Annotated in this window: 19 protein-coding genes and 1 pseudogene; 11 read left to right on the top strand and 9 right to left on the bottom strand. The window is 67.1% G+C overall.

The window, feature by feature from the left end; all coding sequences use genetic code 11:
* The first annotated feature begins 5 nt into the window (after window positions 1-5).
* The gene (locus A9973_RS08605) at window positions 6-968 is read left to right on the top strand and encodes a dienelactone hydrolase family protein (RefSeq protein ID WP_255469090.1); all 963 of its coding nucleotides are present in this window, start codon (window positions 6-8) and stop codon (window positions 966-968) included.
* 52 nt (window positions 969-1020) lie between these two features.
* Here the strand turns inward: A9973_RS08605 and A9973_RS08600 are convergent, their stop codons facing one another.
* A complete protein-coding gene (locus A9973_RS08600) occupies window positions 1021-1917 on the bottom strand; it encodes an NAD(P)/FAD-dependent oxidoreductase (protein WP_183013356.1) in 897 nt (298 codons plus the stop codon).
* A gap of 247 nt (window positions 1918-2164) precedes the next feature.
* Between A9973_RS08600 and A9973_RS08595 the strand changes: the two genes are divergently transcribed.
* Window positions 2165-3292 (top strand): acyl-CoA dehydrogenase family protein, encoded by a 1128-nt coding sequence (locus A9973_RS08595; RefSeq protein ID WP_183013355.1) that lies wholly within the window; start codon window positions 2165-2167, stop codon window positions 3290-3292.
* Between the two features lie 6 nt (window positions 3293-3298).
* Here A9973_RS08595 and A9973_RS08590 read toward each other — a convergent pair whose 3' ends face one another.
* From A9973_RS08590 to A9973_RS08565, 6 genes are all read right to left on the bottom strand, one after another.
* Entirely contained in the window at window positions 3299-4201 is a 903-nt protein-coding gene (locus tag A9973_RS08590) for a lipopolysaccharide assembly protein LapB (RefSeq protein WP_183013354.1), read from the bottom strand.
* Window positions 4202-4235: 34 nt separating this feature from the next.
* Complete coding sequence (locus A9973_RS08585) at window positions 4236-4613, bottom strand: DUF2784 domain-containing protein (protein ID WP_183013353.1); 378 nt, start codon at window positions 4611-4613, stop codon at window positions 4236-4238.
* Between the two features lie 39 nt (window positions 4614-4652).
* Complete coding sequence (locus tag A9973_RS08580; protein ID WP_183013352.1) at window positions 4653-5228, bottom strand: restriction endonuclease; 576 nt, start codon at window positions 5226-5228, stop codon at window positions 4653-4655.
* A gap of 38 nt (window positions 5229-5266) precedes the next feature.
* A complete protein-coding gene (locus A9973_RS08575) occupies window positions 5267-5512 on the bottom strand; it encodes an RNA-binding S4 domain-containing protein (protein WP_183013769.1) in 246 nt (81 codons plus the stop codon).
* Between the two features lie 50 nt (window positions 5513-5562).
* Window positions 5563-6285 (bottom strand): DUF502 domain-containing protein, encoded by a 723-nt coding sequence (locus A9973_RS08570; protein ID WP_183013351.1) that lies wholly within the window; start codon window positions 6283-6285, stop codon window positions 5563-5565.
* A 144-nt stretch (window positions 6286-6429) separates the two neighbouring features.
* Window positions 6430-6897, bottom strand: a complete 468-nt coding sequence (locus A9973_RS08565; RefSeq protein WP_183013350.1) for a winged helix-turn-helix transcriptional regulator — start codon at window positions 6895-6897, stop codon at window positions 6430-6432.
* Between the two features lie 134 nt (window positions 6898-7031).
* On the opposite strand from A9973_RS08565, the gene A9973_RS08560 reads away from it, so the two are divergent.
* The 5 genes from A9973_RS08560 to A9973_RS08540 all read left to right on the top strand — a co-directional run bounded on the left by A9973_RS08560 (window position 7032) and on the right by A9973_RS08540 (window position 13535).
* Window positions 7032-8333: a D-amino acid dehydrogenase gene (locus A9973_RS08560; protein WP_183013349.1), complete on the top strand. Its 1302-nt coding sequence runs from the start codon at window positions 7032-7034 to the stop codon at window positions 8331-8333.
* Between the two features lie 140 nt (window positions 8334-8473).
* Window positions 8474-9601, top strand: a complete 1128-nt coding sequence (locus A9973_RS08555; RefSeq protein ID WP_183013348.1) for a DNA repair exonuclease — start codon at window positions 8474-8476, stop codon at window positions 9599-9601.
* Window positions 9598-12240 (top strand): AAA family ATPase, encoded by a 2643-nt coding sequence (locus tag A9973_RS08550; protein ID WP_183013347.1) that lies wholly within the window; start codon window positions 9598-9600, stop codon window positions 12238-12240. The genes A9973_RS08555 and A9973_RS08550 overlap by 4 nt, the downstream gene beginning before the upstream one ends.
* A 50-nt stretch (window positions 12241-12290) precedes the next feature.
* The gene (locus A9973_RS08545; protein WP_183013346.1) at window positions 12291-12503 is read left to right on the top strand and encodes a hypothetical protein; all 213 of its coding nucleotides are present in this window, start codon (window positions 12291-12293) and stop codon (window positions 12501-12503) included.
* A 156-nt stretch (window positions 12504-12659) separates the two neighbouring features.
* A complete protein-coding gene (locus A9973_RS08540; protein ID WP_183013345.1) occupies window positions 12660-13535 on the top strand; it encodes a DMT family transporter in 876 nt (291 codons plus the stop codon).
* Here A9973_RS08540 and A9973_RS08535 read toward each other — a convergent pair.
* Window positions 13492-14373, bottom strand: a pseudogene (locus A9973_RS08535) (hypothetical protein); the annotation flags it as partial. The gene A9973_RS08540 and the pseudogene A9973_RS08535 sit on opposite strands and share 44 nt — an antisense overlap.
* A gap of 411 nt (window positions 14374-14784) precedes the next feature.
* Window positions 14785-15771, bottom strand: coding sequence for a tripartite tricarboxylate transporter substrate binding protein BugE (locus A9973_RS08530; protein ID WP_183013344.1), 987 nt, complete (start codon window positions 15769-15771; stop codon window positions 14785-14787).
* Window positions 15772-16330: 559 nt separating this feature from the next.
* Here A9973_RS08530 and A9973_RS08525 point away from each other — a divergent pair.
* From A9973_RS08525 to A9973_RS08510, 4 genes are read left to right on the top strand one after another with little or no spacing between them, the layout of a single operon-like run.
* Complete coding sequence (locus A9973_RS08525) at window positions 16331-19246, top strand: monovalent cation/H+ antiporter subunit A (protein WP_183013343.1); 2916 nt, start codon at window positions 16331-16333, stop codon at window positions 19244-19246.
* Window positions 19246-19590, top strand: coding sequence for a Na+/H+ antiporter subunit C (locus A9973_RS08520; RefSeq protein ID WP_183013342.1), 345 nt, complete (start codon window positions 19246-19248; stop codon window positions 19588-19590). Before A9973_RS08525 ends, A9973_RS08520 begins: the two co-directional genes overlap by 1 nt.
* Entirely contained in the window at window positions 19587-21218 is a 1632-nt protein-coding gene (locus A9973_RS08515; protein ID WP_183013341.1) for a monovalent cation/H+ antiporter subunit D, read from the top strand. Before A9973_RS08520 ends, A9973_RS08515 begins: the two co-directional genes overlap by 4 nt.
* Window positions 21218-21700: a Na+/H+ antiporter subunit E gene (locus A9973_RS08510; protein WP_183013340.1), complete on the top strand. Its 483-nt coding sequence runs from the start codon at window positions 21218-21220 to the stop codon at window positions 21698-21700. The genes A9973_RS08515 and A9973_RS08510 overlap by 1 nt, the downstream gene beginning before the upstream one ends.
* Window positions 21701-21702 lie beyond the last annotated feature (2 nt).

The raw sequence follows: 21702 nt of genomic DNA, 5'->3' as shown, positions 1-21702 counted from the left end.
TGCCCATGCCTTTCATCCGCCATATTTGCCTTGCCCTTGCACTGACCGCCGCCGCCGGCTCCGCCCTGGCCGCGGGCTTCCAACGCCTGTCGCTTCCCATGGACCAGAACGGCCCCGGCCTGTCCGGCGCCATCTGGTATCCGTGCGCGGCGCCTGCCGCCGACTTCAAGGTCGGCCGGACCCCGATCTCTGGCGTCCTGAACTGCCCGGTGCCTGAGGGCCGGCATCCGCTTATCGTGATGTCGCATGGATCCAGCGGCTCTTTCCTGGGCCATCACGACACCGCCGCGGCGTTGGCCAATGCGGGTTTCGTGGTCGCGGCGGTCAACCATGTGGGAGACAACTGGGAGGACCGGTCGCGGCAGGGGTATCTGTCGATTTTCTCGACGCGCCCGCGGGAAGTGCGGCGGCTGATCGACTACATGACGATCGCCTGGCCGCAGAAGGCGAAGGTGGATGACGGCAAGATCGGCATTTACGGCTTTTCACGTGGCGGCTATACCGCGCTTGTGCTGGCGGGCGCCGTGCCGGATTTCCGCGCCGGCCTTGCCATTTGCCAGACCACCCCATCGCTGCCGATGTGCCGCGACATTGCCGCCGGGAAGATCCCACAGCAGTCTTATGTGCACGACGATCGCATCAAGGCGGCCGTCATCGCGGACCCGTTGAACGCGTTTCCTGGTGATGCCTTGAAGGCCGTGAAGATCCCGGTTCAATTGTGGGCATCGGAACGGGGTGGCGATGGCGTCAACCCTGCCAGCGTGGAGGCGGTGCGGCAGGGGCTGCCCGCCGCGCCGGACTTTCAGGTGGCGACGGGGGCAGGGCACTTCGATTTCCTGGCGCGGTGCCCGGCGGAGCAGGCCGAGACCCTGTCCGTATATTGCATGGAGGCGGCGGGCTTCGACCGCCAGCAGTTCCACCAGGACCTGAATGCGAAGGTCGTGGAGTTCTTCAAGGACCACCTGTAGGCCGCCCCAGGCCACTTCAGATCAGATCAGGTCCGGACCGGCCTGGCCTCGCCTACGCCATGACCAGCGCGCGATGCACGCACACGCCCGCCATCACGCCTGAGGCGCTGGCAAGCGTCGCGTTGCTCATCGGAATGGCCGCATCCCCCGCGGCAAAGACGCCAGGCACCGTCGTCTGCCTGAACTCGTCGGTGCGGATCACCGGGCCGAGCGGGCCGTCGTCGAACGCGCAACCCAGCTGCATCGCGAGCGGACTGGCCATATGGGTCTTGCTGGCGACGAACAACGCGTGCACCGCCATGCGCCGCCCGTCGGCGAGCTTGACGGCGTCCAGCGCGGGCGCCGTGCCCATGAGCTCGACGACGGGCGTGCGTTCGATGCGCACGCCGCGCTTTTCCAGCTGGGCGGCCTGTTCCGCATCGGGTTCGAATTCGCCTTGCGTGAAGTAAGTAGTGGGCCCCCAGTCTGGCAGCAACACGGCTTGATGCGCCGACAGCGGATGCGCGGCCAGCACGCCCAGCGGGCGGCCGGCCACTTCGTAGCCGTGGCAGTAGGGGCAATGCAGCACGGTCTGGCCCCAGCGTTCTTGCAAGCCGGGCAATGCGGGCAACTGGTCGCGCAGCCCGGTCGCCAGGATCAGGTGCTTGCCCAGGACTTCCTGCCCCGCCGCCATCGTCACGCGCAGCCGTCCGTCTTGGGCGTCGGCGCTGACCGCCTCGCCATCCAGGAACTTGACGGACGGATACCGGGCCAACTGGTCGCGGGCTTCGCGCAGGATGTCGCCGGGCGGCTTGCCGTCCTGGCCCAGGAAGCCGTGCGCATGCGCGGCGAACCGGTTGCGCGGCAGGCCGCCGTCGATCACCAGGATGCGCCGGCGGGCGCGTGCCAATTGCATGGCGGCGGAAAGGCCGGCAAAGCTGCCGCCCACGATGATGGCGTCGTAAATCATAGAGAACGTTCCTGTTCTGGCTTATCAAGGTACTTTATAAGTTGCATGATAAATCGGTTGAAGGATTTCAAGCAACTTATAAAGCTTCGTGAGTCCCGATGAACGGATGTGCCGGTGTAGCCGGAGCTGGCGGGCGGTGTATTCTCGATTCCATGCCGCGTCCGCGAATCCTCTGCGGCCGTGCAAAACAAAAGCGGGCAGCGCCTATCCTGCGCCAGTCCGCCCGGCATCCCCAGGAGACAAAAGCATGTTGTTGACGGAAGAACAGCTCAGCATTCAGGAAATGGCCCGCCGCTTCGCCGCGGAACGGCTGGCGCCCAACGCCGAACGCTGGGACCGCGACCACGAGTACCCCGCCGACGCCATCCAGGAGATGGCGCAGTTGGGCTTCTTCGGCATGCTGGTGCCCGAGGAATGGGACGGCAACGCCAGCGGCTACGTGTCGTACGCCGTGGCGCTGGAGGAAATCGCCGCTGGCAACGGCGCGTGCTCCACCATCATGAGCGTGCACAATTCGGTTGCTTGCATGCCCATCCTGAAGTTCGGCACCGACGCGCAGAAAGAACAGTTCCTGCGCCCGTTGGCGACCGGCGAGCACATCGGCGGCTTTGCGTTGACGGAACCGCAGGCGGGGTCGGACGCCAGCAGCCTGCGCACCCGCGCCCGCCGCGACGGCGATGACTACATCCTGAACGGCGCCAAGCAATTCATCACGTCGGGCAAGAGCGGCCAGACGGTGATCGTCTTCGCCGTCACCGACCCGGACGCCGGCAAGCGCGGCATTTCGGCGTTCATCGTGCCGACGGACACGCCGGGGTATCAAGTGCTGCGGGTGGAAGACAAACTGGGCCAGCACGCCTCGGACACCTGCGTGATCGCCTTTGAAGACATGCGCATCCCCGCCGCCTACCGGCTGGGCGCCGAGGGCGAGGGCTACAAGATCGCGCTGTCCAACCTGGAGGGCGGGCGCATCGGCATCGCGTCACAATCGGTGGGCATGGCGCGCGCGGCGTTCGAATGCGCGCGCGACTACGCCCGCGAGCGCCAGGCGTTCGGCAAGCCCATCATGGAACACCAGGCCGTGTCGTTCCGCCTGGCCGACATGGCGACCCAGATCCACGCGGCGCGCCAGATGGTGCTGCATGCGGCGGCCTTGCGCGAGGCAGGCCGGCCGGCATTGACCGAGGCGTCGATGGCCAAGCTCTTCGCCTCCGAGATGGCCGAAAAGGTCTGCTCGGCCGCCATCCAGACGTTGGGCGGCTATGGCTATCTGAAGGATTTTCCGGTCGAACGCATCTACCGCGATGTGCGCGTGTGCCAGATCTACGAAGGCACCAGCGATATCCAGCGGCTGGTGATCGCGCGCGGGCTGTAAGCGGCTTCAGCCCGGACGGGCTTGCGCCAGTTCCTTGTCCCAATACGCCAGGTTGTCCCGCCAGTCGGGGCGGTTCAACGCGCGCAATGCGTCCAGGATGCGTTGCGCGTCGTCCAGCCGGCCCAGATGCAGGTTGGCCTTGATCAGGTTGTTGCCCACTGGCAGTCCGTGCGCAGCAATCTGGAAGTGGGGCGCCGCCAGTTCCAGGATCTCGGCAATGCGGCCGGCGTTGCCCAGGTCGCCGCTCATTTGCAACAGCAGGTCGGCAGGCACGGGCTGGCCCGCGTGCGACAGCGCTTCGCGGTACAGGGCGATGGCACCGGCGTAATTGTGCGATCCCAATTCACCGCGCGCCAGCCACAGCCGTGCGCGCCAGCTGCCGGGCAGCGCGGCGACCTTGCGCATCGCCGTGATGCCCGCGGCGTCTCCGCCGACATCGCGGTGGATGGCCTCAAACCAGCCCAGCCCGTTGTCCTGATTGGGGTCCCGTTGCAGTGCGCGCCACAAGGTGTCTAGCGCCCGGGCCTCGTCATCGCGCTCGGCGTGGACTTTAGCCAGGTTGGTCAAGACGATGCCCGTCTCGCCATGTTGCGCACAAAACGCCAGCAGCACGCGTTCGCTGTCGTCCAGCCGCCCCACCTTCATGTAGACGATGGCTTGCAGCACCACGGCGCGTTCGGCGTTCTGGTCCAGCTCCACCAGGCGTTCGGCGGGGCGGACCATGTCGTCGACAAAACCGTCGTTCAGCGACTGAATGATCAGGCCGGCCAGCCGGTCGGCATCGTTCCAGTCCTGTTCGATGGCGCCCGGCAGCACGTTGCTGCGCCATTGGTCGCGAGTGATAAGGACCTCGCGGCCGTCCGCGTCGTAGGCGCGGATCATCTGGGTGTCGTCAGGGCGGGAGCTCATGGGCAGGACCACGCGGCAGGGCTTGCGGGCATCATCAAGCCCGAGCGGCGTCGCGTCGCCGCCGCCGCGTCCACAATGCGTAAACCACGATGTTGCCAACCACCAGCAGGGCTGCCAGCACGATCTGCGTGGTTCGGGTGATGCCTTCGGGGTAGATCAGGCCCAGCACATAGTGTTCGATGAAGCCGCCGGCGTATCCCTGCTGGCCGGCCTGCTGGCGCAGCGACACTTCAAGCGGCGTCAAGGGGCAGATCCAGCCCATGCCGATCACCATCGCGCCCCAGGCCAGCGCCGGCAGGTGCCAGTAGGCGAGGCGGGGCTTGCACAGCGCAAGCAGGCCGCCGAACATCACGAAGGCGACGAAAAGCCCGTGCGCCACCAGAACGAGGTCGGCAAGAATGCGGTAGGTCATTGGGAATCCGTGATGGGAGTGTGACGCCCAGCGGGGCGGTCAGACCTTCAGGTCGCGCAGCAGCTTGGCCAGTTCCGGCGCCGTCATCAGCGATACGCCTTGCGACTTCGCGTAGCCCCAAGCGTTGTCGGACACGTCGCCCAGCGCGATGTAGATGGCTTCGCGGGCGCCGCGCTTTTCTCGCGCCGCCTGCAATTCGCGCAGCGGCTCGACGCCCACACGGGCGGCTTTCCAGCGCTTGGCGCTGACGATGGCCACATGGCCGTCCTTGCTGAGCGCGAAGTCGGCGCCCGGCGTCTGCAGGCGCTGCACTTCACAGCCGTCGCGTTTGAAGCCGGCTTCGACCGTGTCGGCGAAGTCGGCCCAGGACATGGCGGCGGCGGCTTCGGCCACCGCTTGCACGCGGGTGTCCGAGGGCGCCCGCAACTGCTTGTAGGCGGCCATGATGGAAATCACCGCGAACGGCACCGCCGCAAAGACGCCCATCGCCGCGTAGTCCAGCGGCAGGGCGGCGAAACCGCCCACGCACAGCAGGACCGCCACACCGGCGCTCATCCACCACGGCGAGCGCAGCAGGACGGCGAAGATGGAGTTCTGGTTCATCTTGAGTTTCATGGCGGCTCGTGGCGTAGCGGTGTCGGGCGGGGTAGGGGTCAGGCGCTGGTGGCGGGCGTGTCGGCGGCGCGCACCACGATGCGGACGTCGCCGCAGGTGACGATCTGGCCGCCACGGATCTTGGCGGTCTTGCGGGTTTCGACGACGCCGCCCACGCTGACCAGGCCGTCGGCCACCATCATCTTGCCCGCGCCGCCGCTGTCGCAGACGCCGGTGGCTTTAAGCAATTGGTTCACTTCGATGTAGGGGCTGCCGTCGGCAAGCGTGAATTCGATGATGGGCATGGAGGGCGTGCGTGGAATCGATGTGGGGTGCATTCAGGTGCCAAGCCCGGTCAGGCCGGGCCGCCGCTGCGCGTATTGTCCGGCGTGTTGCCAGGGGTGTCGCCGGGGGTGACGCTGGCAGTCGCCGCGGGCGTAGCGGGCACCTCCGGCGCTTCCGGCACGTTGGGGGCAGCAGCGTGGCGGGGTGCGCTTTCCGCGCGCGCCATCCAGGCGATCAGCGACGAGCGCATGGCTTCTTCCACCGACATCTGGATCGGCTGCACCCAGTCCTGCGGCACGAAGACGGTGTAGCCGCCGATCATGTAGCCCATCGGCAGGTAGACGGCCACGCGGTCGCCCTGGGTGAAACCTTCGGGCAGGCCTTCCATGCTGCGGCGGGTGATAAGGCCCACCACTTCCAGTTGTTGGCCGGGCACGCGCAAAATCACGACCTGCTGCGCGGTGTTCTTCGAGCTGGGCGAAAAATAATCGGCAAAGCTCTTCAAGGACGAATAGATGCTCTTGACCACCGGCAGGTTGGTGAACGGCATTTCGACCACGGTCAGGAAGCGCTGCACGCGCTCTTTGGAAACCAGGTAGCCGATGGCCAGAATGCCCAGGATGCCCAGTGCCAGGCCCATGCCCGGCACGTAGAAGCCGCCGATGAAGGGGCGCAGGAAGGTCAGCGCGACGGCTTCCGTCCAGGCCAGGAAGATGTAAAGCAGATACAGCGTCAAGGCCAGCGGCAGGACGGTGATCAGGCCGCGAAAGAAGTATTTGTAGAGACGATTCATAGGCAGGGATAAAAAATTAGGGTCTGACCAGGCTTGCCGGCGCGGGTCGGAGGGCCGCCAGCATAGCAGCCGGCGCATGCCGATTCGGTAATAAACCGCATCGCCCCGGGGCTATCGGGGCCAGGAAAGCCCTGCGCGCGCGGCCTAGCGGTCCACGGGCAGGTACAGGGTTTCCTTGATTTCCTCCATGACGACATAGCTGCGCGATTCCGCGGAAGCCGGCAGTCGTTTGAGGATTTCGCCCAGCAGGCGGCGGTATTCGTTCATTTCCGTCAGGCGGGCCTTCACCAGATAGTCGAAGTCACCTGAAACCAGATGGCATTCCATGACTTCGGGCACATACAGCAGCTCTTTCTTGACCTTGTCGAAGACGTCGCCGGACTTGGCCGACAGCTTGATTTCCAGGAAGACGAGCAGGTTCTTGCCCAACGCCGCAGGGTTGACGCGCGCATGGTAACCCGTGATGACGCCTTCGCGCTCCATGCGCTTGACGCGGTCCGAGCAGGGGGTGGCGGACAGGCTCACCCGATCCGCCAGTTCGGTGACCGAAACACGGCCTTCGCGCTGCAGGATATCCAGGATTTTCAGGTCGATTCGGTCTAGGTCGCGCATTTCACTTTTGGCGATCGAAAAACAGGGGTGCGCCAGAGAAAAAAACTGGCAGGCAAAAATAATCAGTGCTTTTCACTATGAATAGGACCATAGACTACCGAAAAACCTGATCAAATCCAAATACGGAAAGAATCATGCATGTAATCGTCCTCGGCAGCGGCGTTATCGGCACCACGACCGCGTACTACCTGGCCCGTCAGGGCGCCAAGGTCACGGTCCTGGACCGCCAGCCCGCCGCGGCCCAGGAAACCAGCTACGCGAACGCCGGCCAGGTCTCGCCGGGCTATTCCACGCCCTGGGCCGCGCCCGGCATCCCGCTGAAGGCGATCAAGTGGCTGTTCCAGAAGCACGCGCCCCTGGCGATCCGGATGGACGGCAGCCTGTACCAATTGAAGTGGATGGCGGCGATGCTGGCCAACTGCTCGGCCGAGCGCTATTCGGTCAACAAGGAGCGCATGCTGCGCCTGGCCGAATACAGCCGCGACTGCCTGCGCGAGCTGCGCGCGTCCACCGGCATCCATTATGAAGAGCGTACGCGCGGCACGTTGCAGTTGTTCCGTACCGACGCGCAGCTGGAAGCCGCCCGCCGCGACATCGCCGTGCTGGAAGAAGTAGGCGTGCCCTACGAATTGCTGGACCGCAACCGCCTGGTGACGGCCGAGCCCGCCTTGGCGCGCTCGATCCACAAGTTGGCTGGCGGCTTGCGCTTGCCCAACGACGAAACCGGCGATTGCCGCCTGTTCACGTCCCGCCTGGCCGAGATGGCCGCGGCGCTGGGCGTGGACTTCCGCTACAACCAGACCGTATCCGGCCTGGTCACCGCAGGCGGCCAGATCACCGGCGTGCGCGTGGGTGGCGACGTGCTGACGGCCGACCGCTACGTGGCCGCCTTCGGCAGCTACACCCGCGGCTTCCTGGAGCCGTTGGGCCTGGACCTGCCGGTCTACCCGGTCAAGGGTTATTCGCTGACCATTCCGTTGAAGGACGAGGCCGCGGCGCCGGTATCGACCATCCTGGATGAGACCTACAAGATCGCCGTGACGCGTTTCGACGAGCGCATCCGGGTGGGCGGCATGGCCGAACTCTCGGGCTTCGACCTGCGACTGAAGGACGCGCGCCGCAAGACGCTGGAACTGGTCGTCAACGACCTGTTCCCTGACAGCGGCCACGTCGCCCAGGCCGAGTTCTGGACCGGCCTGCGCCCGATGACGCCGGACAGCACGCCCGTCGTCGGCCCGACCCGCTACGGCAACCTGTTCCTGAACACCGGCCACGGCACGCTGGGTTGGACCATGGCATGCGGCTCCGGCAAGCTGGTGGCCGACCAGGTCATGGGCCAGCGTCCGGCGATCCGCACCGACGGGTTGAGCCTGTCGCGCTACGACCGCCGCGCGTCCTCCCGTTCCCCACTGGTGCTGGACGGCAACCGCGCCTGAGGTCGGGCGCGTTCTCCCCCTTTGCAACCGCTTATCGGGCATCGGCCAAAAGCCATGTCCTCAACGGCCCTCTCTCGCGCAAAATGCGGGGAGGGCCGTTGTCTGTTTTGAATCGCGCGGCTTGTGCCAAAATCGGCCCCATGACCCATTTCCTGCATACCGCCGATTGGCAGATCGGCCGTCAATACGGCCAATTCGACACCGACGATGCCGCCTTGCTGGCCGAGGCGCGTTTTGACGTCGTGGCGCGCATCGCGGCGCTTGCCGCCGAACGCGGCGTGGACGCCGTGCTGGTGGCCGGCGACGTGTTCGACACGCAAGGCGTGTCCGACCGGACGATCCGCCGGCTGTTCGCCGCCATGGCAGCCTATGCCGGCCCTTGGGTGATGATCGCCGGCAACCACGACGCGGCATTGGCCGACAGCGTCTGGAGCCGCGCGATGCAGCTGGGCTGCATTCCCGCGAACGTGCAGGTGCCGCTGCGCACCGGCGTCGTGGATTTGCCCGCCATCAATCTTGCGGTGCTGGCTGCGCCGCTTACGCAGCGCCATACCTACGACGATGTGACGCAGGCTTTCGACACGCTTGAAACGGAGGCCGGACGCGTGCGCGTCGGCCTGGCCCACGGCAGCGTCGCGGGCCGCCTGCCCGACACCATCGATGCCACCAATCCCATCGCGCCCGACCGCGCCGCCCGCGCGCGGCTGGACTATCTGGCGCTGGGCGATTGGCATGGGTGCCTGTCCATCGACGCGCGCACCTGGTATGCCGGCACGCCGGAACAGGACCGTTTCCGCGGCAATGAACCCGGCTATGTGCTGGACGTGCGGATCGATGGGCCCGGCGCCGATCCCGTGGTCGAACGCGTGGCCACGGGCAAGTACCGGTGGTCCGCCTGGACGGAGACCGTCAGCCTGCCGACCGACGCGCAGGCGCTGGCCGAACGCCTGGCGGCGCTGCGCGCGGAAGACGTGCTGCGCCTGGATGTGCAAGGCCACGTCAACATGGAAACGTGGGACGCGCTGCAACGCGCGGTGGATCAAGCCGCCGCGCAAGTGCGAGCCTTGCTGCCCGACCTGTCCGGCTTGCGGCTGGAACCCGATCAGGCCGATCTGGCCGAGCTGGGGGCCAGTGGCTACGTCGGCGAAGTGGCGGCGCAATTGCAGGCTTTGCAGGCCGACGCCGCGCAATCCGCGGTGGCCGGCGAGGCCTTGCGGCTGCTGTTGCGGTTCCAGCGCGAAAGCGCTACGCAAGGGGCCGCCAAATGAAGTTGTCCCGGATCGCGCTTGAAGAATTCCGCAAGTTCCGCCAGCCGATGGTGCTGGACGGCCTGCAAGACGGCTTGAACCTTTTCGTCGGCGCCAACGAGGCCGGCAAGAGCACGGTCGCGTCCGCCATCCGCGCGGCGTTCCTGGAACGCTACAGCACCAGCAAGGTCGCCGATCTGGCCCCGCGCGGGGAATCCGGCGCGCGGCCCAGCGTCGAACTGGCGTTCACGCACGCGGGGCATTCCTATGTGCTGAAGAAGCAATTCCTGTCGCGGGCCCGCTGCGAACTGCTGATCGACGACGGCGCGCAACGCCTGGACGGCGAGGAAGCCGAAAACGCGCTGGCCGCCTTGCTGGGGTTCGAGTTGCCGGGGCGCGGCCAAAGCAAGCCCGACCTGGCCGGCATTCCCGGCCTGCTGTGGATCCAGCAGGGCGACGGCCACAATCTGCAAGAGGCCGCCGGCCATGCGGGCGCCCATTTGCGCGATGCGCTGACGCAGCTGTCCGGCGAGCTTGCCGCCAGCGACGGCGACCGGTTGTTCGAGCGCGTGTCGTCCGAACGCGCCGCCTTGCTGGATGCGCGCAACGGGCGCCCCAAGGGCGCCTACAAGGACGCCGAGGACGCGTTGGCGCGCGCCATCGCCGAACGGGACGACTGCGCCGCGGCGATGGCGCAATTGAATACCGACGTGGACCGCCTGGCGGAATTGCGCCGCGACCACGAACGCGCCCAGGCCAGCCAGCCGTGGAAGGATTTCGAGGCCCGCGCCATCGAGGCCCGTGCCCGGTTGGCCGCTTTGGCGAAGGAGCGCGAAGCGTTCGATGGCCTGCGCCGCGAGCAGACCCAGGCCGCGCAAACATTGAGCCTGCTGCAGGATCAGGTGCGCCGCGATCAGCAGGACGAATCCGATTACCAGGCATTGGCGCAGGAAGCCCAAGCGGCCCGCGCCCGGGTCGACGCGGCGCAAGCCCCGCAGGCGCGCGCCCGGCAGCAACGCGAAGGCCATGCGGCGGCGGTCGATGCGGCCCGCTTGCGCGTGGCTGCGGTGCAGGCCGTGGCCGACCGCCGCGACCTGGAGCATCAGCTGGCGCAATTGAATGCCGAAGTCGAACGCCTGGACGACGCGCTGAAGGCCGTCACCACGCTGATCGAGCAAGGCTCGACGTTGAAGGCCGAAGCGCTCCGCATCGAAATCGCGGATGGCGACATCGACGCGCTGCGCAAAGGCGAACGCGAACTTGCCAATCTGCAGGTGCGCCAGCAAGCCATCGCCACGCGGCTGTCGTATCAGCTGGAAGCCGGGCAGGCCGCCACGCTGGACGGCCGGATGCTGGCGGGCGCGGACCAAGTCCTGCTGACGTCCGCCGCCGACCTCGATCTGCCTGGGGTGGGGCGTTTCCGCATCGAACCGGGTGGCCAGGATTTGCCGGCGCTGCAACGCGAATTGGCAGGCGTGCAGGCGGCATGGGCCGCCTTGCTGGAACGGCTGGGTGTCACGGCATTGGCTGACGCCGAGCAACGCCACGCGCGCTATACGGCGTTGCAGCGCGAACTGGACGGCATGCGCAAGACGCTGGCCATCCATGCGCCCAAGGGGGTGGACGTGCTGCGCGGGCAACGTGACGACGCGCTGGCCCGGCGCGTGCCCTTGCAGGAGCGGTTGGCCAAGCTGCCGGCGATGGCGGCGCTGGGTACGGTGCCCTCGGACGACGACCTGCCCGTCGCGGCGCAAGCGCTGCGTGAGGCCGAGGCGCTTGCCGCGCAGGCCGATGCGTCGCTGACCGCCGCGCAGCGGGCGCTGGATGCGGACAGCGCCCGTGCGCAATTGCTGGAAGGGCAGGCGGCCGCGCGCGGCGCCGAATTGCAATCGGCCGAACGTGCCGCGCAACGGCAGGCGCGCGCGGGCCGGCTGGCCGAAGTGCGCAGCGGCCATGACGAACTGGATCGCCGGGTGCGCGAGGCGCAGGCGGCGTTGGCCGCGCATCGCCCCGAACTGGTCGAGCAAGACGTCCAGCGCTACGAGAAATCGGCTGCCATCGAGCGCGACGCGCAGCACAAGCGCCATGGTGAAATCCTGCAGCTGCAAGGCAAGCTGGATCAGGCCGGCGCCCAAGGCCTGGGCGAACGCCTGTCCGAAGCGGCCGCCGCATGCGAACGCCTGGAGCGCCGCCGCGATGATTTCGCGCGTCGCGCCGCCGCGCTGGAACTGCTGCTGACCTTGCTGACCGACAAGCGTGCCGCCGCCACCCAACGGTTGCAGGCGCCCTTGGCACGCCGCTTGAACCACTACCTGGCTTTGCTGTTCCCCGAGGCCGCGCTGCGTCTGGACGACGCGCTGCTGCCGACTGCGCTGCGCCGGGGCGAGGGCGAAGACCTGCTTGAAGCGCTGAGCTTCGGCACCCGCGAGCAACTGGGCATCCTGGCCCGGTTCGCGTATGCCGACCTGCTGCGCGAGGCCGGTCGGCCCACGTTGCTGGTGCTGGACGACGCGCTGGTCCATACCGACGATGCGCGGCGCGACTTCATGAAGCGGGCGTTGTTCGATGCGGCCACGCGCCACCAGATCCTGATGTTCACCTGCCACGGCGACGCATGGCGGGACATGGGGGTTGAGCAACGGCGGATCGGCGGCGCCTGATTCGCGGGATCTGCTTGACGGCGCAAGGGCGCAACGGATACGCTACGCAGATGCCTCATCCCATGCCCTTCGCCGATTCCTCCGCCGCTGCGTCCGCAGCCGGCTATCGCGCGCACGGGCATTCCGGGCATGCCGGCTTTATCTCTCCTGTTGTTTCCCCTGTCATCTCGGTGGTCGTTTCCACGGTGGTTTCCCCGCCAGCCTCGCCGCCTTGCGGCGTGGTCTCGGGCGCCTACCCGCCCTCGGCGGTCGTGTTCGGCTGACCGCCAAACCGACGCTCTCGTCCCTTACCCAAATCAGTGTGCCTGACCGCTTGACGCGTATCGCGTCCGCGAAGCGCCGCTGATCTGTGCGCGTGCGCCGCTGACGGCACACGCGCGCAGGACGCGAGCCTGTTCATACCCTGACAGGTGACACTCATGTCTTTCGATCGATCCTCGTGGACCGCCTACGGCTCCACCGCCTTGTTCGTGCTGCTGTGGAGCGGCGGCGCGATCTTCGCCAAATGGGGGCTGTCGCACGCCTCGGCGTTCGGCTTCCTGCTGTGGCGCTTCATCCTTGCCCTGGCCGTGCTGCTTGCGATCTGCCTGTGGCGCGATCGCTGGCTGCCCGAGCGCGGCACGCGGGCAACCGTGGCGCTGACGGGGCTGCTGCTGATCGGCAGCTATTCCATCTGCTATCTGCTGGCGCTGGACCATGGCATTACGCCCGGGGTGCTGGCCACCTTGCTGGGCGCGCAGCCCATCCTGACGCTGGCGATCATGGAGCGGCGCTATTCGTCCGCGCGCCTCGCGGGGCTGTTCCTGGCGCTGTGCGGCCTGGTCATGGTCGTGTACCAAAGCATCGGCATGGCGCGCTTTTCCATGGCGGGCATGGCGTTCGCCTTTGCCGCGCTGGCGAGCATGACCGCGGGCGCCATCCTGCAAAAACGCGTCAAGCAGGCGCCCATGGACGTGATGCCGTTGCAGTACGTGGTGAGCCTGGCGCTATGCCTGCTGTTCGTGCCGTTCCAACCGGTGCGGGCTGACTGGACCGTCGGTTTCGTCGTGCCGCTGATCTGGATGGGGCTGGTGATCTCGGTCGGCGCGACGCTGCTGTTCTACCGCATGATCCAGGCCGGCAACCTCGTTAATGTGACCAGCCTGTTCTATCTGGTGCCGGCCGGTACGGCGGCGCTGGATTACCTGTTCCTGGGCAACCGCTTGTCGGCGTTGAGCCTGGCGGGCATGGGGGCGATCCTGCTCGGGCTGATGCTGGTGTTGCGACCGCGTCCTGGCCGACCCAATAGCCACTGACGAGCTGGGCGGGGCGCGCCTGGGCCGACACCCGGGCGCAGACGGACCAGGCGTCCAGCCGGACGCTCAGTCCGGCGTAGACGCCATGGCCGTCGCCGGCCTGGATCGCGCCATCGGCTTGCACGCCTTCACCGGCGCGGATCGAGCCGTCGGCGCGGATGTCGCCGCCGGCGATCATGCCCCAGCCGGCGGCCAGATGGTCGCCGCACTGGATGGAGCCGCCGGCCTGGATGCCGCAGGCCGCATTGATTTCCTTGTCTGCGCGCACGTCGCCGCCGGCCTTGATGCCTTGGCCGCACTTGATGGCGCCTTGCGTCTGCACGTCCTGGCCGGCATGCAGGTGGCCCGTGACGGCCAGGTCCTGGCCCGCGCAGATGTCCCACTTGGCACGCACGTTGCCGGCGCAGTCCAGGCCGGTGGCGGTTTCGACGCCCCAGTCGGCCGAGATGTCTCCTCCTGCGCGCAGGTTGCCGCCGCTGACGATGGTGGCGGCCGCGGTGATGTTTTCCCCCGCCATGATCGTTTCGCCTGCCCGGATGCCGCCGCCCGTGACGATGCTGCGGCCGGCGCGCACGACGCTGTCCACGTTGATGCCCATGCGGACCTCCAGCGTGCCCGCGAAGACGATGGCGTTGGCGTCCACGGCATCCAGCTTCAGCACGGCGTCTGTGGGGCCGAACTGGTCCAGCAGCCAGCAGGCGTCGCTGACGCGGCCATCGGCGACCAGCGCGTCAAGCACGGCCTGGTAGTCCCCCTGGCCGTTGTGGTCGCGGATGAACCATTTGTAGCCCCCCGCGCAGGGGTTCTTGGCTTTGACGAATTTCTTGGTAAGTTGCATGGCGCTTAAGGCGAGATCGTTGCGTGGCGCAGCCGCCGGCGCGCGGGGCGGACGGCGAAGAGGACGGCGAAGATTCAGGCGCGGGCGCCCGGCCACGCGGCTGGGCGTCCGCCGGCAAGGGGCAGGCGGCGACGCGCACGCATGTGCAAGGGCCACCGGCGGCATGCCGGAACAGGAAGGGGGAAAGCGGAGAAGCCGGGCGATTAGCCGGGCTTTGAGCGCGCGTAAGCGGAACGCGCGGCGACTTCCTGCGAGCTCAACAGAGTCGAGCGCAGGGCGCAAAGGACGCAGGCAGCGGGGGGGATGGGAGAAAAATCGGATCGCACGGGGGCAGATGCTAACACCCGCGCGATCGTAGTCAAGTCGGAAAGGCCGCCCCGCCTGGGGGCGAGGCCTTCCCCGGTGCCCGGATCAGTTCGTGGACACGATGTTGCGTTCCTTGGCGATGCGCTGGCGCAGTTCCAGTTCACGCTTGATCTGCGCGGCGTACTCGGCGGGCGTATTGCCGTCCACCAGCGAACCGCCATCGGCCAGGCGCTGGACGATCTTGGGATCCTTCAGCGCCTTGACGGCGGCGTCATGGATGCGGTCGACCACGGCTTGCGGCGTGCCGGCGGGGGCCACCAGCCCGTACCAGGCCATGTTGTCCATTTCGGGCAGGCCGCCTTCCTTGAAGGTCGGCACGTCCGGCAGGGCGGGCAGGCGCTTGGGGGCCGCCACGGCCAGGGCGCGCAGCTTGCCGGCCTGGATGTGGGGCATGGACGAGGGCAGGTTGTCGAACTGGGCGTTGACCTGGCCGGCGATCACGTCGTTCAAAGCCGGGCCCGAGCCACGGTAGGGAACGTGGACCATGTCGGTCTGGGTCAGCGACTTGAACAGCTCGCCGTCCAGGTGGCCGATGCCGCCGGCGCCCGACGACGCATAGCTGTACTTGCCCGGGTTGGCTTTCAGCAACGTGATGAATTCCGCCAGGTTCTTGGCGGGCACGGCCGGGTTGACCGTCAGCACGTTCGGCACGTTCACCAGGTTGGTGATCGGCGTGAAGTCCTTGATCGGGTTGTAGGGGTTCTTCGGATTGGTGGCCGGATTCGTGGCCATGGTGCTGACGGTGGCCACGCCCAGCGTGTAGCCGTCGGGGGCGGAACGCACGAGCGCGTCGGCGCCGATCGAGCCGCCGCCGCCGCCGCGGTTTTCCACGACCACGGCCTGGCCCAGCTCACGGCCCAGGCCTTCAGCCACGATGCGGGCGACGATGTCGGTCGTGCCGCCGGCGGCGAAGGGGACAATCAGGCGGATGGGTTTATTGGGGTACGGATCGGCGGCTTGGGCGCCCGAACTAAAGCAGACGCCTGCGATGGCGGCGGCCAGGATGGCCTTGGCATGAGACAGCACGGTCAAGAGTCTTCTCCATATTTTGTTGTTCCGAGCCGGCCGGCTTCTTGGGCCGGCGTCGGTGAAGCGCGCGTTGCCGGGATGCTGGCTTTGCCAACGCTTCGTGGGCGCAATTCCACACAGGAATTCCCCTACGGTCAACTCAGGATTCTCCCTGCCCCAAGGCGAAAAATATTTTTCAGTGACGGATCAATGTCTGAAAATGGCGTCAGATAGCCGAAAAAGCCAAGCCTGACAATGAGATGAACAATTTGCGATTCCCTGTCATTGCGCAATCATTGCGCAGTCATCATGCTGTCATTAGACGGTTTCACGCATAAATCTCTGCATAACTTACAAGAATCTGATATTTTTCGGATGAGATTCTTGCCCGGTCTTGCAAGAAAGCTATTGCGTTTGTTTCTGTCTGCGCCGTTCAATGGGGCGTTGGTTGATGTCCCCGCGGGGCAACGTGTAGTGCAGCGACGCACCGGGCCAGGGTTCCGTCCGTTTTTCAATCCCCGGTCTGTTTCGTCTCTCGCTGCCATGTGCCGGCGGGAGGGGGCCCGGACATTCTCGGAACGCCATGTCGCTGATCCTGATCCTCGCTCTGCCGTTTGCCGGCAGCCTGTGCGCCGCGCTGCTGCCTTCCAACGCCCGTAATGCCGAGGCGTGGTTGGCCGGCCTGATCGCCCTGGCCTGTGTGGTTCTGATTGCCAGCCTGTACCCGGAAGTCGCCAACGGCGGCGTGGTCCGGTTCGACATGCCGTGGGCGCCCGCCCTGGGCCTGCAATTCACCCTGCGCATGGACGGCTACGCCTGGCTGTTCGCCCTGATCGTCTCGGGCATGGGCGCGCTGGTGGTCCTGTATGCGCGCTATTACATGTCGCCGGAAGACCCGGTGCCGCGCTTCTTCTCGTTTTTCCAGGCCTTCATGGCCGCCATGCTGGGCGTGGTGCTGTCGGGCAACCTGATTCAGCTGGTGATGTTCTGGGAAATGACCAGCTTGGCGTCGTTCATGCTGATCGCCTATTGGCATCACCGCCTGGACGCCCGCCGTGGCGCGCGCATGGCGTTGACGGTGACCGGCGGCGGCGGGCTCTGCCTGCTGGCCGGCGTGCTGATCCTGGGCCATATCGTCGGCAGCTACGACATGGACCGCGTGCTGGCCGCCGGCGACCTCGTGCGCGCCGACCCCTGGTATCCGGCCGTGCTGGTGCTGGTGGCGCTGGGCGCGCTGACCAAAAGCGCGCAATTTCCGTTCCATTTCTGGCTGCCCAACGCCATGGCGGCGCCCACGCCGGTGTCCGCCTACCTGCACTCGGCCACCATGGTGAAGGCCGGGGTGTTCCTGCTGGCGCGCTTCTGGCCGGTGCTGTCGGGCACCGACGAGTGGTTCTGGATCATCGGCGGGGCGGGGCTGATCACCCTGGTGCTGGGGGCCTATGCCGCCATCTTCCAGCAGGACATGAAGGGCGTGCTGGCATATTCCACGATCAGCCATCTGGGCCTGATCACGCTGCTGCTGGGGCTGAACAGCGAACTGGCGCTGGTGGCCGCCATCTTCCACATGATCAACCACGCCACCTTCAAGGCGTCTCTCTTCATGGCGGCGGGGGTTGTCGACCACGAAACCGGCACCCGCGACCTGAGCCGGTTGTCCGGCCTGTACAAGGCCATGCCCATCACCGCCACCCTGGCGATGGTGGCGGCGGCGTCGATGGCCGGGGTGCCGCTGCTGAACGGCTTCCTGTCCAAAGAAATGTTCTTCGCCGAGACCACCTTCGTCAGCGGCGACCGCTTGACGCAGATCGGCCTGCCGCTGATGGCCACCATCGCGGGCGCATTCAGCGTGGCCTACTCGCTGCGCTTCATCCTGCAAGTGTTCTTCGGCCCGCCAGCCACCGACCTGCCGCGCGCCCCGCACGAACCGCCGCGCTGGATGCTGTTCCCCAGTGCGCTGCTGGTGTTCATGTGCCTGCTGGTGGGCGTCCTGCCCGGCCTGACGGTCGGTCCGTTCCTGGCGACTGCGGCGCAAAGCATCCTGGGCAACAACATGCCCGAGTACAGCCTGGCCGTCTGGCATGGCCTGAACCTGCCGCTGGTGATGAGCCTGGTCGCCACCGCCGCCGGGGTGCTGTTGTACCTGGCGCTGCGCGCGCACCAGCGCGCCAACCCGGGCCGGGTGCCGTTCATCTACCGCCTGGACGGCCGCCGCACCTTCGAGGCGCTGCTGGACGGCTCCAGCGTGGCCGCCGCCTGGCTGCTGCGCTGGGTGGGGTCGTCGCGCCTGCAGGTGCAGATGCTGCTGATCGTGCTGGGCACCTTGTTCGTGGCCTGGCTGCCGCTGCGCGCAGGCGGGTGGCTGGAAGGCACGGGCCGCATGACGCCGGTCGACCCCGCTTTCGCGCTGTTGTGGCTGGTGGGCGGGGCCTGCGCGGTGGGCGCGGCCTACCAGGCCAAGTACCACCGCCTGGCGTCGCTGGCATTGGCGGGCGGCGCGGGCCTGATCACGTGTCTGACCTTCGTGTGGTTTTCGGCGCCCGACTTGGCGCTGACGCAGCTGTCGGTTGAAGTGGTCACCGTGGTGCTGCTGCTGCTGGGCTTGCGCTGGCTACCCCGGCGGATCGTGCGGGACGAAGAAGAAACCCTCAAGGCCACGCTGCGCGCACGTGGCCGCCGTTTCCGAGATTTGTTGATGGCCACGGCCGCCGGCACCGGCATGGCGGCGCTGGCCTATGCGGTGATGGTGCGTCCGCAAGGCGATACGATTTCTTCCTATTTCGTGGATCGCGCGCTGCCCGACGGCGGCGGCACCAACGTGGTGAACGTGATCCTGGTGGACTTCCGCGGCTTCGATACCTTTGGCGAGATCACGGTGCTGGGCATCGTGGCCTTGACGGTCTACGCGCTGCTGCGCCGCTTCCGTCCGGCCGCCGAAAGCGCCGACCTGCCGCGCCAGCAGAAGGACCAGGACGGCGGCGTGCCGCCCGCGCCCGACATCAAGTCGCTGGTGCCGGAAGGATCGATGATGGTGCCGACGGTGCTGGTGCGCCTCTTGCTGCCCACCGCCGCGCTGATCTCGGTGTATTTCCTGCTGCGCGGCCACAACCAGCCTGGCGGCGGTTTCGTCGGCGGGCTGATATTCGCCACGGCCGTCATCCTGCAATACATGGTGGGCGGCGTGTACTGGGTGGAGTCGCGCAGCCGCCTCAACCCGCAGAACTGGATCGGGATCGGCCTGCTGGCCGCCGGCATCGCGGCGGTCACCGCGTGGCTGGCGTACAAGCCGTTCCTGGCCGCGCTGGCCTGGGATGTGGCATTGCCGCTGATCGGCCACGTGCACCTGTCCAGCGTGCTGCTGTTCGACCTGGGCGTGTACATGCTGGTCGTGGGCTCCACCGTGCTGGTGCTGGTGGCGCTGGCCCACCAATCGCTGCGCGCGCAACGCAAGGCCGCCGCCGAGATCCAGGCGGCCGCCGCACAAACAGGGGAAGCCTGATGGAATTGATCTATGCCGTCGCGATCGGCGTGTTGGCGGGTTCGGGCGTGTGGCTGCTGCTGCGGCCGCGAACGTTCCAATTCATCATGGGCCTGTCGCTGGTTTCCTACGCGGTGAACCTCTTCATCTTCGGCATGGGCCGGCTTACCTCCGGCCGTCCACCGGTGGTGGACCCCGCCACGGCGCATGACCCTTCCTGGTACGCCGACCCGCTGCCGCAAGCACTGGTGCTGACGGCCATCGTCATCGGCTTCGCCACCACGGCGCTGTTCCTGGTCGTGCTGCTGGCTTCGCGCGGCCTCACGGGCACCGACCACGTTGATGGACGGGAGTCCCAATCTTGAGTTTCTGGCTTCAACACCTTCCTGTATTGCCTATCATCACGCCGCTGCTTGCGGGCGCGGCGATGCTGTTGCTGGCCGACACCAGCCGCTACACGCGGGGCACGATTTCGGTGGTCGCCACCCTGGCCCAGCTGGCTGCCGCGATCGCGCTGCTGGTGGTGGCCGGCGGCGGCGTGCCCGGCGTCTGGTCCGATGGCGTAGGCGTCTATCTGGTGGGCGACTGGCCCGCGCCGTTCGGCATCGTGCTGGTCGTGGACCGGCTGGCCGCCGTCATGCTGACGCTGACCGCCGTGCTGGGTCTGGCCACGCTGACCTATGCGCTGGCCCGCTGGGACCGCGCGGGCGTCCACTTCCATTCGCTGTTCCAGTTCCTGCTGATGGGCCTGAATGGCGCTTTCTTGACGGGCGACCTGTTCAACCTGTTCGTGTTCTTCGAGGTGCTGCTGGCGGCGTCATATGGCCTGCTGCTGCACGGCTCGGGCGTGGCGCGCGTCAGCGCGGGCCTGCAATACATCGCCGTGAACCTGGTGGCGTCGTTCCTGCTGCTGATCAGCATCGCGCTGATCTATGGCGTGACCGGCACGTTGAACATGGCGGATCTGGCCATGCGCGCCGGCAACCTGACGGGCGCCGAGCGCATGCTGTTCGAAGCCGGCGCCGCGATCCTGGGCGTGGCGTTCCTGGTGAAGGCGGGCGCCTGGCCGCTGAACTTCTGGCTGGTGAAGGGCTATGGGTCGGCCGGCGCGCCGATCGCGGCCATGTTCTCCATCATGACGAAGGTCGGCATCTATGCGCTGCTGCGCATCGGGTCGCTGCTGCTGCCGTCCGGCGCGCCGGCGGCCTTCAGCCTGGACTGGATGTTCGCGGCGGGCCTGGCCACGCTGCTGTTCGGCGCGTTGGGCCTGCTGGCGACGCAGCAGCTGGAGAAGATGGTGGGCTATTGCGTCATCGTGTCGGCAGGTACGCTGCTGACCGCGCTGGGCATGCCCGGCGTGACCCTGACGGGCCCCGCGCTGTTCTACCTGATCAGCTCCGTGCTGACGACGGGCGCGTTCTTCATGCTGGCCGAATTGATCGAGCGCACGCGCAGTTTCGGCGCCAACGTGCTGGCCGTGACGCTGGACGCCTTCGACCTGGACGACCCGGCGTCGGTGAACCGGTCCGACGACGTGGTCGGCGTGGCGATTCCGGCGGCGATGGCCTTCCTGGGCCTGGCCTTCATCTGCTGCGCGCTGCTGGTGACAGGCCTGCCGCCCCTATCGGGCTTCGTGGCCAAGTTTTCGCTGTTGTCGGCGGCCGTGTCCGCCGCCACCGAATCCGCGCCGCCGCTGGACGCGTGGATCCTCGTGGCTGCGGTGCTGATATCGGGCCTGGCCGGCCTGGTGGGCCTGGGCCGCACCGGCATCCGCGTGTTCTGGGCCAGCGACGACCGCAGTACGCCGCGCCTGCGCGTGATCGAAGCGGGGCCGGTGGCCGTGCTGCTGTTGCTGTGCGTCGGCCTGGCCGCGGGCGCCGGCCCGGTGTCGGCTTACCTGGACGACGCCGCGCGTTCGCTGGACCAACCCAAGTCGTACATCGACGCCGTCATGTCCGCGCAGACGGTGCGCGGCGTCAAGGGAGGAAGCTGATGCGCCGCCTTTACTTCCTTTTCCTGCCCGTTTTCCTGTTCGTCCTGTGGCTGGTGCTGAACGAAAGCCTGTCCGCCGGCCAGATCGCGCTGGGGGCGGCGCTGGCGCTGTGGTTCACGTGGGCCGCCTCGCGGCTGCGTCCGCTGCATGCGCGACCGCGCCGGCTGTGGAAGGCGGTGCCGCTGTTCCTGCACGTCACGGCGGACATCATCAAGTCCAATATCGCCGTGGGCAAGCTGATCCTGAACCCGCGGCCGAACGAGTTCTCGCCCGGCTTCATCATGATCCCGCTGACCATGCGCGATCCGCACGGCCTGGCGATGCTGGCCTGCATCGTCACCTATACCCCGGGCACGGTCTGGGTCGACCTGACGCCGGACTACCGCCTGAAGCTGCACGTGCTGGACCTCCAGAATGAAGACGACTGGATCAAGCTCGTGCAGGAGCGCTACGAGCGCCCGTTGATGGAGATGTTCGAATGACC

It is taken from the genome of Achromobacter sp. UMC46 (genome assembly GCF_014170335.1).
Classification (GTDB): Bacteria; Pseudomonadota; Gammaproteobacteria; order Burkholderiales; family Burkholderiaceae_B; genus Achromobacter.
The sequence above is the reverse complement of the archived record's forward strand: the minus strand, read 5'-3'. Positions and strand labels throughout refer to the sequence as shown.